Genomic DNA, 12,404 nt, shown 5'->3' with positions numbered 1-12,404 from the left:
GGAGCATTTTCTCTTTTAGCGGTAAAAGTGCCTTAGTCTCAGAAAAGACGTACGTAAGGGTCGGCCACTTGAAATCTTTTTCAGACATTTAATCCTCCTTCGAACTAATTCTCAAAAAAAATGAGTCGTTGCCAATGCCCCCATAATTGATATCAGTTAGTTAGCATGGATGCCTGTTTGTTAAAAAAAAATCTCATCTATGCGTTTCAGCCAGCGTGCGGCGTTTTGTTTGGCTAAGTTGTTGGCGAGCCTCTGCTCCGGGAAAAGATCATCGGGCGCGGCGAGAATCTCCTCCAAGGTACTTTTAAAAATGTCTTTGTTCTGAGCAGGAGCCGCATAGAATTTCGCAAACAAGAATTTTGCCATAAGGTATTTCCCCTTGGTGATCTCAATGGCTCGCAAGATGTGTTCTCTGGCCTTCTCAGGGTCGCCGCCAAGTGTCTTCGGGCGACTGCCAAAATATCCACCATAAAACAGGTGCGGGCCGCCAAAAAAATAATTTTCATCTAATTCCAGTACCCGCTGCATCATCATATCGACTATGGGCAGCTCAGCTATGCGCGCGGGGCTATTTTGCTGTAAAAGAATTAGGCTGCCCCAGGCGTAAGCGGTCCAGAACAGAGCCGGGACTTCTTTTTTGCGCAATTGCTGCAGTGCCAATGAAAGGTCTTTTAAATCTGCCTCAAGCAGCTGTGGGAATTTTTTTTGTGATTTGGATAATAATCGCAAGCCATAATTTTTTCCCCTGTTGTAGAAGTCGACAGCCCGGCCGACCAACTTTTCTTTTTCCTCATATTGGTAATTATGGTCAGCAATTTCTATTCTTTGTTCTACAAATCCAAAAGCATAGCTTGAAAAACTGCTGGACGTGATGAGTAAGAGATCGGGATTATCAGGTATGATTTCGAGCAACCCCTCAAGCATTTTCAGGTTCGATAAGATGGCCTGTTCTGCCAGCTCCACATCACTTTCCCGGTCAAATGCGGGTGCCGCTTTTATAATAATGGCCGTCGTTTGGTTCGCCGCCATTTTGGTCATGCTGCAGCCAATGCTAAATACCCACAGAAAACAAAGTAATGTGAATTTGCACCGAACTCCCATATCTTGTCTCCCTAAGCCTTACTGTTGGCTTCAAAACGGATCGGTAAATTAATGGTAAAAGTCGTCCCTTTGTCAGGTTTGCTGGAAACGTCTATGTGGCCCCGATGCTCATCTACAATAATCTTGTAGCATATCGATAACCCAAGTCCAACACCGACTTTCACACCTTTTGTTGTAAAGCCAGGGTCGAAAATTCTAGCGATATTTTCCTGAGGAATACCTGTTCCGTCATCGCTGATTTCAATTCTAAGATTCTCGTCAAGTTCCGCGGTTTTAATTTTGATTTCTCCGTTATCCTTTATGGCATCGACGGCGTTCTTTAGAATGGCCATGAAAGCCTGGTTTAAGTTGGTTGGCGAACAATAAATTTTAGGGATGTCGCCATACTCTCTTTTGAAAACGATGCGTCCCCCGAGCTCGGCTTCCAGCAAAGCAGTTGCACTATTCAATCCTTCATGGACATCGGCCGTCTGGCGCTCAGCTTCATCGAGCCTCACAAATCTCCTCAAATTGGTAACTATTTTTGCAATTCGCTCTGAAGCAAGTATACTTGCCTGGTTTGTGTTTTCTAAAATTGCAAATGCTTTGAGCAGATGTTCATTTTCGGGGTTTTTCGAATTCCGTTCCTCGCCGAGATGGTCCTTGATTTTTGCAACTGCGCGGCTGATAATATCATTGTTTCCGGTAATCGCGCCAATAGGCGTATTGATTTCATGCGCCACACCGGCGACCAGCTGGCTTAAGGATTCCATTTTGGCTGCCTGTACCCGCTCCGCCTCCTTTTGCAGTTGGAGTTTTTCGCGAAAGCTGGCAGCAATCCTTCGTTGGCTTCTCACCTGTACAATCAGATAGCCCGTACCACCAATTGTTACGATTCCAGTTAGGATCATTATCGCCATGAATAGTGTTGTCAAATAGAACGGCTGAAAAACCGAGATGTCAATGGATGCCGGCGGACTCGAATAATGTAAATCCTCATCGATTGCTCGTACCTTAAATTTGTAATTCTTTGCTATCAAGTCCTCATAATGGACTCTCCTTTCAAAAGTGGAGGGCCGCCAGCCGGAATCGTGTCCCTCCAACATATATTGGAATCGCATTATCTCCGGATTGGTTTTAAAGCTGATCGCTGTATATTCAAAACTGACGCGTCTGTTGGAAGGAACTCTAATGGAGTCAAAGTTGTCACTATAAATCTTATCTGCTTCAATTTGAGTAATAAGGATCCGCGGATGGACTTCCTTTGCCGGTGGCGTATATTTTATCACGCCGCTGTTTGTACTGGTCAGCCATATTGCGCCATCACTATCTTCGAATATGTTTTTAACAAATCCAAAACCGAAATCCTCTTCCAATAAAATGTTTTGGAAATTTTCTCCATCGAACTTGCTGACACCTTTATCAGTACCAAACCAAAAATTACCGGACCGGTCCAAATAAATTGAAGCAACATAATTGCTCAGTAAGCCGTTCGCTCTGGTTATGGTTTCGACCCTTAAGGAATCGTCGACGATGAGGCTCTCACACTTCATCACACCATTATCAGTTCCAAGCCATAAGTATCCTTCATTATCTTCCAGCGCGACGTTTATTACATCACTAATGAGTCCATCATCCCTGGTAAAATTCTCAAAACTGTGGCCGTCGAAACGGCACAACCCGCCCCGAGCCACTCTTGCGCCAGGGGACGGCGAGATACCACTTCTCAATCCAAACCATAAATCACCATTTTGGGACTCCAGTATCCAGGTGACATGGTTGCTGCCGAGACCGTCTGCCATCGTATAGTTCGTCAGGCTGTCGCCGTGATCATATTTATAGATACCGGAATCCCAGGTCCCAATCCATAAACGACCTTTGCTGTCAAGAAGCATTTCCCGGCTATTTTCGACCGGAAAACTACGAAAGAGCCTGCCGTCGTAAAAAACAACTCCGGACGCTGTCGCAAACCATAAATTCCCAGACTCTTCTTCAATCATGGATCGAACAGCAGTCAATGTCTTGTTTTCTCTGAAGGGGTTGGAATTCCTATAAAGCGTTCCAGTGGTTCCAATCCATAAGGTGCCTTTGCTATCTTGCAGCATAGACAAAACGCTTTGGTCTTCACCCAATAATTTAAAATCATGAAATGCTTCACCGTCATAATAACTAACACCCTTTTCCGTGCCGAGCCACAGTGTTTCATCCGTACCTTCTATTACCACTTTCACACTATTGTTTATGAGACCGTCGTTTTCTGTATAATGCCACAGGTTATTCAGTCGGTACTTGAGCAAACCGTTTTCGGTGCCAAACCATAGATTGCCGTCTCTATCCTGCCAGATGCATCGAACAGAATTGAATTGTTTACCATTGATCTGTGTAAAATTCTCGAAAGCTTCGCCATTATATCCAGTGATCCCCACATCTGTGCCGAACCACATCTCTCCTCGTGTGTCTGCTAACATCGAGTACACGGTTTTGTCCGCCAATTCCCGTGGCATAATAAAGCGGCTGGTATCAAATTCATGTTCGATGACGCCAAGCGAAGTCGAAGCAAACCACAGATTGCCCAGCGCATCTTCCACGATAGAAGAAACATCGGTCGGGATGAGCGGTCCTGCCAATGCCGAATCATTGCGCCGTTTTTGATAAACGCCATCCTCAGCTCCAAACCACAAATTCCCTTGTCCGTCTTCAAAAATAATATGCACCGGCGGAAGATCATTGCGATTGGCCACGACTTGAAATGCTTTGCCATCATATTTAAAAATTCCATCTGTCGTGGCAAACCAGAGAATATTTTGGCGATCTTCCAGCATGAAAGTCACAGTGCTCAGTTGAATTTCATCGACAGTTGTATAGTTAATAAATGTCGTTCCATCGTAATCGCTGATACCCTGGTCTGTTGCAAACCATAAATGATTCTCGCGGTCTTGCAATATGAAAGTCACGAAGTTACCTGCCAATCCATCAGCGACAGTCAGGTTCTTAAAGTGCTTGCCGTCGTGCCTGCTCACACCGCGGTCAGTTGCGAACCAGAAATTGCCTTCCCGATCAGCGAATGTGTAATAGATATTATTACTGGGTAGCCCGTTTGCACTGTCAAAATTTTGAAAACGAACGCCACCGAATCTGCTGACGCCATCAAAGTCAGACATAAACCAGAGATAGCCTTTTGTATCTTCCTGTATCATTGAAATTGAATTCTCAACCAGTCCATCTGCGGTGGTATAAACGGTCCATTCCTGGGCAATTGCGACCTGGCTCCGGCAAATGGTTAGAAAGAATGTTGTAACAATAAAAAACGCTTTTGTCATTGTCGTTGGTAAAAAATTCAGTTTGGTCAGGTTAATTATTTTTGTTACGGTACTGCTTTACCAGATTTCTGATTTGATCCAGTAAGTCTTTCTCATAAAGTTGCCCTATGAACTGGTTTTGCACTCGCACTAAGACTTGCCGCCATTTCCTCTTTTCCATTTGCGGGACAGCGATTATTTTCAGACCCCGTTCTTGCAAAACTCGGAGCGACTCCTCATTGCTTTCTCGAATTCTGTTGACGAGTTGCTCGTGGTATTTTTTTGCAAGTCTTTGTAAAAGATCTCTGTGTTCTTTGCTTAAGCGCTCAAACCGCCCTTTATCCATAATGGCCGCGCCTATTCCAACAGTAAGTGGAAGGTCAGTCAAATATTTGACTTGCGTTTGCCATTGATAGACGATGCATGCCAGCGGAGAGGTATAAACGGTTTGTATTTCATCATTCCGCAAAGCAGTCAAAACGCTTTCAATGGGTAGCAAGACCGGTTCGCGTCCTGCTGCAGACGCAAAGGCCTGTGCTATTGGGTCCAAGGTCCAGGCCCAGACTTTGGATTTCTGCAGATCCGTTTGGGTTCTGATCGGTTCTTTCGAAAAAAGGTAAATAAAACCTATATCTGCCCAACCCAGGAATGTGCACCCCACCTTATCAAATCGGTTTGCAAATTCATCGGTCAGATTATCCTTCACATAGTCCCACTCCTCATATTTGGAGAACAACATGGGCTGTTGGAAGACACCAATTGCGGGCAAAATATGCCCCAGTCCGACTGTGGTTAGAGACACAGCGTCACATTGCTTATTCTTCAATAAGGCAACCAAATCCTGCTCATCGCGGCCAAAGTAAAATCGTATTACAAGCTTGCCACCGCTTTGCTTCACCAAATCGGCATTCATTTGTTTCAAAACCTGTCCCCAATCCGAGGCCTCTGTCGCTAATGTACCCCATTTAATTATCTCTTTATCCACTGTCTGCGCGGTGGCTGTGGCCCACATCATCGGCAGCACCACGAAGATGCTTTGCCATCTATTCATAATTCTGATCCTTATAAAAGTGCACCTGTGTGCTCAGCTTACCGTTAGATTCTTTTACCCACATCTCAGCCAGCACTTTGGCCCGAAGTGGAATATATTTTATTTTCAAAGGTCGCTTAAGAAGTGTTTCAAAAGCTTGCAGCTCCGGGCGGTCTTTCGGCAACCCCTTCTTTGTGACTCCATTTGGTTGTACCGTTACAGTAGCACTGACGCCGAAGAAACCTTTCTTCGCCCTGGCTCGGGTGATTTGTAAGCCATCGGGCGTGATGGCGATTCTGGACTGAACGACGCGCCCTTCACCGATAATTTTAAAAAGCATTGCAAGGAGGCCCGATGTTGGCCGTCCACTCAGCCCTTTGATCTCGTCGTAAACGATCATGTCGCCAAAATCCAGCAGCCGATAAGTGATCTCCCTGTGATTGGTTACCTTCAGCTTTGGTGTTGAGAGTGTGTCATTGAATGAGTACTTTGACGGCGATTCAGGAGTGTGAGGCCAGCCAACGATGACATTTATGGCCATGAGGGGCACCTTGCCCTCCTCGATTCTGTCAATCACCCGGCCTGCGCTGAAATCGATGAGTTGATCCTGTTTATGCTCGTAGGCAAGACGCGCGTACACCGGTGCAGTGGATTTGGTTAAGCCTGTAAATACCAGGTAAGCGTCAAACCATTCTTTATGGCCGATAAACAGCACAGTCCGGGCCGGATCGTTCTCTACTGCCTTCCCGGCCAAACTCAATAGAACTTCAGCTTGAAAGCGCGCGACATTGGTGGTTGCAGTGGGATCGTATCCGGATTGTGATTGCATCGCCTGCAAAAGCTTTTGCGATGAGACCCTCTCTATGGACCGCGAGAATGATTGACTGTTTTGCACAAGCATCATCTGCAAGGGCAGAAGTAAGAGCGTCAGTGTCAAAAACCCACTCCCATAGTTGTCACCTCATCGCCTCCCTTCTTTTGACTTCGATGATTACCTGGTTAAAGAAATTTTGAAAAATCTTGGAATTATAAATCTGCTTCGTTTTTTGATTAACAGTAGAACCCGACTTGCCATACGCCGTTTCATGGGTACTCAAACGCATTTCCGTGCTCGTTTCACTGATTTTGCTGGCAATGCAACTTAGCTCAAACCCGGTGCCGGCCGTGGTCGTCGTACCCGAATTCGCTGTAAAAAGAGCTCCTAGCACGGATCCGGCAGTTTCCGTAGCCGCGCTTGAAGCCCGTCAACATAAGCAACGATTAATCCTGCCTGCATATCGGTATTTTGTATTATATAATCCTGGTCTTGAAAAACCGTTAAAGCTGCACGGTAGGTATCTTCATATGAGCCTTCGATTAACCTTGTGGTAATTTGTCGCTTCTGCATTGGCGACAATTTAGCTCCTGGCGGCACACAACCTTTTGCAAACAACGATAGAAACAAAATCGCCGCGATACTCATTTTTTGCCAGTCTATTCATGATAAAATCTCTCCTTTAATCAAAGACGAAAAAAAAATTATTGTACCGCTTGTCGTCTCTTAACCTCAACCCTTATTTTATTAAAACTTACAATTTCTACAATTCCAATGGCGTGTCATGGTTTAGTTTTTTTCTAAATGCATTTATCCGTGTCGAATCTGTGTAAATCCGTGGCTATTGTTAATGGTAATCAATTCTTTATTCTGCCCTCCTCGCAAATAAATAAGACCGCACACCCTCTTTCACAAGGCTGACAAAAAATCCATTTAAGCCAATAATTTTGCAAAATCTATAAATAAACAAACTGCTCTTGTTCAGCATAGTTTCATTGGCTCTCTCAAGTTTACCACTATGGACAAGATGTGTATTTAACATATTCAACAAGTGATAAAGGACCACAGGAATTCGAGTCGAGTATTTGACTTCTTTTTCAAAGGTCCCGGTTTCTACGTTTGTAAATCCGGCAGATTCAGCCATTTCTTTTAATTCCTCCGGGCGAAATGCAGTGTGAAAATACGTGTCATCTTTGACGCCCCGCACGCCGTATGATTTCATCTCGCCGATTTTGATCCAGGTAGGCTTTTCTTTCTTGTAATTGGGCGTTGTAATCAAAAGATCACCTCCGGGCTTTAAGATTCTAAAACACTCGGAAATGACTCCTTGCGCATTTGGAACATGCTCGATCATTTCTGAGCATAAAATCGCATCGACTGAATTCGGCTTGAGAAACGCAAGCTGTTGAGCGTCCCCTTGCAAAAAACTTATCTCAGGAAGGCGGCTTTTTGCTTCTTGCAAAACAGGGTAGGAGATATCTACGCCAATTGCCTTGCCATTCAGGTATTCTGAAATATAGTAGCCGCGGTTGCAGCCTAAATCCAGCAGCACGCCTTTGAATTTCTGAAGATGAGAAAGAATAAACTGACGGCGAATCACCCCCCGCAGGGTCTTAAAAACCAATTTCTCTTCAGGGTAAAGCCGGCCAACCGAATCGTAAAACTCGCGAAAATTTTCGTTTGGATTCTGAGCTTGATTATTGAAGTCCAAAGTAATTTATTAAAATAGGCTAGAAGAATTGCAGATAATTTTTAAAAATGGAAAGCCACCTGAGCACATTCTCCCCTAAAAAGAAAGAGAAGAGCCTGAAGTGACTCTTCTCTTAAGTGCTAAAATTGAAATGGCGGCTTTATTTTATGATCAACAATGCATCGACTCGTTCGCCGACGACATACACACTTATTGGTTCCGGGATTGCTACTTTACCTTTAGCACCGCTCCTTGTTTTATAAACCCATTCTTTGACAGTTTCAAACTGCTCGGATTCAAGGGAATTGATCTGATTCGGCTCGCCCAGAATCATTTTCAAAGAAGGGCTCCCCATACCGACAATTACTTTGTTATCCAGAGCGCTTTCAGTTGGTTCGCCTTTAGCAAAAGCATAGCCGGACAGAGCAATTTTGTTCAATTGGCCGGCAATTCTTCCCAAGGTAAACCAGGTAATTGAATCATCGGGATTCGTTTTAATTGATTTCTCTAAATAAGGAAGGGCCAGTTTGAAGTCTTCAATGTATGATTTGTCCTCGGAATCTTCCGGGAGAGCTTCCCGCGTAGCCACGCCTCTATTTAAATAGGCAGCACCAAGGTTGTAATTAATATCTGCCGATTCCGGATCGATCTCGCCGGCCTTTAGTAACTGCTCAATCGCTTTATCGTGTTCCTTGTTTTCGAGAAGAATGGTGCCGTAATTGTAGCGAAAGTTGAAATTGTCCGGGCTAACTTCTACCGCCTTCTCATAAACATTTTTCGCAGCTTCCATATCATCGGCCCTGATATAACCTCTGGCAAGATAATCTGCCACATCTGGAGTATGAACGCTCGCCGCCCAAAGTTCCTCCAATATTGGCATGGCTAAACTATCCTCGCCGATTGTAGAATATACCTGGGCGAGCATGGTTTTAAGAGCATTATCGTTGGGGTTATGCTTTAAAGCCATTTTGAGGGGCTCAATACTTTCTTCGTATTTGTTCATGTTCATATAGGCTGACGCCATATTCTGGAAAGCAAGAACACTATCAGGAGCGATGGTTCCGGCTGCTTTAAAAGTTTCCGCTGCTTGTTCAAACAATCCCTCCTGTGTGCCGACGAGCATGTGTAAATATTCCAAGCCAGATTCTATGACACTACTACTTCTTATATAAAATACATCAAGAACTAAGCCATCTTTCACGTAAGCATAATAAGGCCAGTATCCCTCTAAATTTATTTTATCTCCTGCATTATCTATTTTGTCAGCAATGGCGAAGATTCCTGCCTCATTAATAACTTTAAAATCTTTTTCAGCATCAAGGCCTGCTGCTCCTCGTAAAATATTTCCGCCCTCGACGTTTATGGCTTCCCAGTGTTTATTAGATTCAATTATTTCACGAAAAACATTGGCTGACATACCTAATTTAAGATCATGGCCTTTCAAAACAGATTCATCGGATGCATTCAAAGCATCATTAAAATACTTAACACCTTCGTTGAATACCTTGCCCCAGACAATTTTCAAAATCATTTCAGTTCCGAATTGGGAGTGAAATTCGGAGCCGCTGTCTTTGCTGATTTTTACGCCTTTCTCTTTGAATTTCGGTTTTAACTCCACGGCCTTATCGAAGGCCGCCATCATCTTTTCATACTCTCCCTGTCGGGCATAGATATATCCCAGCAAATACCAGGCATCCTCGTTGAGACTACCAGAACCTTTCTTAGTACTGACATTTTCGATTTCCTTCATGAGCACGCCTATTGCTTTCTCAAGATCATTCTGTTTAATATAAAGCTTCGCGCCGCTTACATTCGGGCCACCGCCTGCAAACAGAAGGGATGATCCGACCAACATACAGATCAAAATTACTCCGGTTGTAATCTTTCGCATATTTCCTCCTAAAAATTTAATATTCGTCACTTCAACTTCAAAAGTAACAAAAATCCGTTTCGAAGTCAATAATAAATGAATTTTTCTCGTTTTTAAAAACTTCAGATTGTTGTAATTAGTTCCAGCGGATGCACCACTTTAAGTCCGGTTCCGTCTTCCAACTGCATTTTGCAAACGCTGCTTTCAGTAATGATGGCGTCGACCTCGGCCTCTTTGAAAAGATCGAAAAGGGGTTGGCCCACTGTAGTCGACAAGTCATATCCCAAAGGCCCTTGTTTCAAACCGAAAGTCCCGGCCATACCGCAGCAGGTGCCTGTTTCAACTATTTGAACATTGAAGCCCACAGATTGCAATATTTTCAATGTCGGGTTTCCGGAACTTCCTGCCCGCTGGTGACAAGGAATATGAATGCCAAAGGCTCGGGTCTCTTTGATTTGCGGCGGCAAAAGTAATTTGCCTTCTTCTATCAATTTGGCGAGATACTCAAAAAACTCGAAAGTTTTTTCGGCGACCAACATTGAATCTTCCGAATTATCCAATAGCTTGGGGTAGACCTGTTTAAATGCATACGCTGCAGTTGGTTCGATTGTAACCAGGGCAAAGTCTTCCTTTATATAAGGAAGGAATTGTGCGACATTAAATTCTGCGGTCTTTTTTGCTTTCTCCAATTCGCCATAAGAAATGTAGGGGTAACCGCTGGTCTTTTGGCGTGGAAGCTCAATTTTGATTTGAGCTTTTTCTAAAAAGTCGGTTGCAGAAATAGCGAGTTCCGGCGAAATGTAGTTTGCAAAATAATCCACAAAGAAAGCGACGTTGCCTTTGCTTTCGGATTCTTTTTGACTGCTTGGTTTGAAGCGTTTTTTAAAGGTTCTGCGCTTAAATTTGGGTAAGGTTCTTTGCCTATCAATCCCTAACAGTTTCTCGTTTAGCACTTTGCCAATGGGACTTCGCAAAACCCAATTTGAGATTGGAGCAGTTGCACAAGCCAACTTAGCTAATATTTCACTGGCCATAAACATTTTGTTGGCCAGCGGCTGAGGATTATTTTCGAGCGTTTGATTCTTAACTCTTGAAATCATCATCGGCATATCGATGTCGGCCGGACAAATCTCTTTGCACAATCCGCATGAAATGCAAAGGTCGCTAAACTTAGCCGCATGGTCCAGGCCATGCACCTGCGCAGTCCAGGGAATGCCGATTGGGCCCGGATAAATATGCCCGAAAACATGACCGCCCAAAACCCCGTAAGTCGGACAGATATTCATGCATGCGCCGCAGCGAATGCAGTGCAGCGCTTCTTCAAACCATTTGTCCGAGCGCATTTGCATTCTGCCGTTGTCCAGAATCACGATATGGAATTCCCGGTTTTCCTGTCCGGCCAAAGGCGAGCGTCCGGCGAAGAATGAAACATACGTTGTCAGGAGCTGGCCCGTCGCGCTCACCGGATGTGCGAAGATCATTTTTAAAGCCTCCTCGATCGTTTCGACAATTTTCTCGAGGCCCATGACACAGACATGCACGGGCGGGATGGCGCTCACCAGCCGGCCGTTGCCCTCGTTTGTTTCGATTAACAGCGACCCTGTTTCAGCAATGGCAACATTCGCCCCGGTAATTCCGATGTCGGCGTTTAAGAAATCCGGACGTAAAGAGCGGCGCATCAACGCCATAATATCTTTTAAATTGCTTTTGACTTTTTCACCCGTGGCCTCGCTGAAGAGCTGCGCTACTTGCTCTATTGTCTTGTGAACCGCCGGAAAGACCAAATGATACGGCAACTCCCCTGCCATTTGAATAATCCGCTCACCGAGATCGGTTTCAACCACTTCGATGCCGGCAGCTTCCAGAGGGTGGTTTAGTTCTATTTCTTCTGTAGTTAAAGATTTGGATTTGGTGATGAGTTTAGCATTCTTTTGTTTTGCTAAATTCAGAACATAATTGCAGGCATCTTCTCCTGTTTTAGCAAAATAAACTGTCGCGCCCCGCTGTTCGGCATTTTCGGTGAACTGTTTCAGGAGTTTCGGCAGGTTTTTAATGCAGCGCTGTTTGATTGCCTGGACTTCTTCCCGAAACGAATCTCCGCCGGGAATCTCAGCAAGGGCGTTCGCTCTCGAATCCCGGCCGCGATTGACCGCATTCAAGAGAGCATTTCGTTGGCGATCGTCTTGGAGGGTTTGGGAAATTTTTTGCTCGAGTTCGGTCATGGGTCTGACAAAAAAGTTTTTGTGAATTTCCTGATGGCCTTCCGCCGGGGCCCCCGATCGCTCGGCGGGACGCCGTCGTTCTATAAAATTTTACCACTCACAAACAATCACATGCGACTCCTGCGGCCCGTGTACCCCTAAGAACAATTTCATCTCAATATCCGCGGTGCGGCTCGGCCCTGAAATAAATGTGATGTTACAATTGCTTTTGTGGCGATGGTAAATGTTGCGGAGTCTCGGGGCAGCGTCGTCCAAAGGCCCGATAATTTGTGAAACTTTCACGAAAGCAATATGCACTCGCGGCAGCGAGGAGACCAGCCGGTAACTGTCCTCGGTGGTGACTTCGACCAGAGCGCCCATAGAAGCAATGGCAAACTCGGCGGCGCTGATGCCAACGTC

At 44.9% G+C, this 12,404-nt stretch carries 10 protein-coding genes; all 10 read right to left on the bottom strand.

Annotated features, from left to right (window positions below; translation table 11 throughout):
- Positions 1 to 180: 180 nt before the first annotated feature.
- Positions 181 to 1,029: a TRAP transporter TatT component family protein gene (locus tag IH879_10965; GenBank protein ID MCH7675458.1), complete on the bottom strand. Its 849-nt coding sequence runs from the start codon at positions 1,027 to 1,029 to the stop codon at positions 181 to 183.
- A gap of 83 nt (positions 1,030 to 1,112) precedes the next feature.
- Positions 1,113 to 4,400, bottom strand: a complete 3,288-nt coding sequence (locus tag IH879_10960) for an ATP-binding protein (protein MCH7675457.1) — start codon at positions 4,398 to 4,400, stop codon at positions 1,113 to 1,115.
- Between the two features lie 31 nt (positions 4,401 to 4,431).
- Positions 4,432 to 5,430 (bottom strand): TRAP transporter substrate-binding protein DctP, encoded by a 999-nt coding sequence (dctP, locus tag IH879_10955; GenBank protein MCH7675456.1) that lies wholly within the window; start codon positions 5,428 to 5,430, stop codon positions 4,432 to 4,434.
- Positions 5,423 to 6,346: a hypothetical protein gene (locus IH879_10950; GenBank protein ID MCH7675455.1), complete on the bottom strand. Its 924-nt coding sequence runs from the start codon at positions 6,344 to 6,346 to the stop codon at positions 5,423 to 5,425. Before IH879_10950 ends, dctP begins: the two co-directional genes overlap by 8 nt.
- A gap of 19 nt (positions 6,347 to 6,365) precedes the next feature.
- Complete coding sequence (locus IH879_10945; protein MCH7675454.1) at positions 6,366 to 6,617, bottom strand: hypothetical protein; 252 nt, start codon at positions 6,615 to 6,617, stop codon at positions 6,366 to 6,368.
- Positions 6,611 to 6,796: a hypothetical protein gene (locus IH879_10940; GenBank protein MCH7675453.1), complete on the bottom strand. Its 186-nt coding sequence runs from the start codon at positions 6,794 to 6,796 to the stop codon at positions 6,611 to 6,613. Before IH879_10940 ends, IH879_10945 begins: the two co-directional genes overlap by 7 nt.
- Positions 6,797 to 7,088: 292 nt before the next feature.
- The gene (locus IH879_10935) at positions 7,089 to 7,934 is read right to left on the bottom strand and encodes a class I SAM-dependent methyltransferase (protein MCH7675452.1); all 846 of its coding nucleotides are present in this window, start codon (positions 7,932 to 7,934) and stop codon (positions 7,089 to 7,091) included.
- Positions 7,935 to 8,073: 139 nt separating this feature from the next.
- Positions 8,074 to 9,804 carry a tetratricopeptide repeat protein gene (locus tag IH879_10930; protein MCH7675451.1) on the bottom strand — a complete coding sequence of 577 codons (1,731 nt, stop codon included), beginning with the start codon at positions 9,802 to 9,804 and terminating at the stop codon, positions 8,074 to 8,076.
- Between the two features lie 101 nt (positions 9,805 to 9,905).
- Positions 9,906 to 12,005: an LUD domain-containing protein gene (locus IH879_10925; GenBank protein ID MCH7675450.1), complete on the bottom strand. Its 2,100-nt coding sequence runs from the start codon at positions 12,003 to 12,005 to the stop codon at positions 9,906 to 9,908.
- A gap of 90 nt (positions 12,006 to 12,095) precedes the next feature.
- On the bottom strand, positions 12,096 to 12,404 hold a 309-nt coding region (locus tag IH879_10920), incomplete at its 5' end, for a lactate utilization protein (GenBank protein MCH7675449.1).

The organism is candidate division KSB1 bacterium (assembly GCA_022562085.1).
Lineage (GTDB): Bacteria > Zhuqueibacterota > Zhuqueibacteria > Oceanimicrobiales > Oceanimicrobiaceae > Oceanimicrobium.
Note: the sequence above shows the minus strand (reverse complement) of the source record. Positions and strands in the feature narration are given on the sequence as shown.

Coding starts and splice junctions, on each gene's coding strand:
- IH879_10960 (MCH7675457.1), bottom strand. CDS start 4,400: ATGACAAAAGCGTTTTTTATTGTTACAACATTCTTTCTAACCATTTGC.
- IH879_10930 (MCH7675451.1), bottom strand. CDS start 9,804: ATGCGAAAGATTACAACCGGAGTAATTTTGATCTGTATGTTGGTCGGA.
- IH879_10925 (MCH7675450.1), bottom strand. CDS start 12,005: ATGACCGAACTCGAGCAAAAAATTTCCCAAACCCTCCAAGACGATCGC.
- dctP (MCH7675456.1), bottom strand. CDS start 5,430: ATGAATAGATGGCAAAGCATCTTCGTGGTGCTGCCGATGATGTGGGCC.
- IH879_10965 (MCH7675458.1), bottom strand. CDS start 1,029: ATGGCGGCGAACCAAACGACGGCCATTATTATAAAAGCGGCACCCGCA.
- IH879_10940 (MCH7675453.1), bottom strand. CDS start 6,796: ATGCAGAAGCGACAAATTACCACAAGGTTAATCGAAGGCTCATATGAA.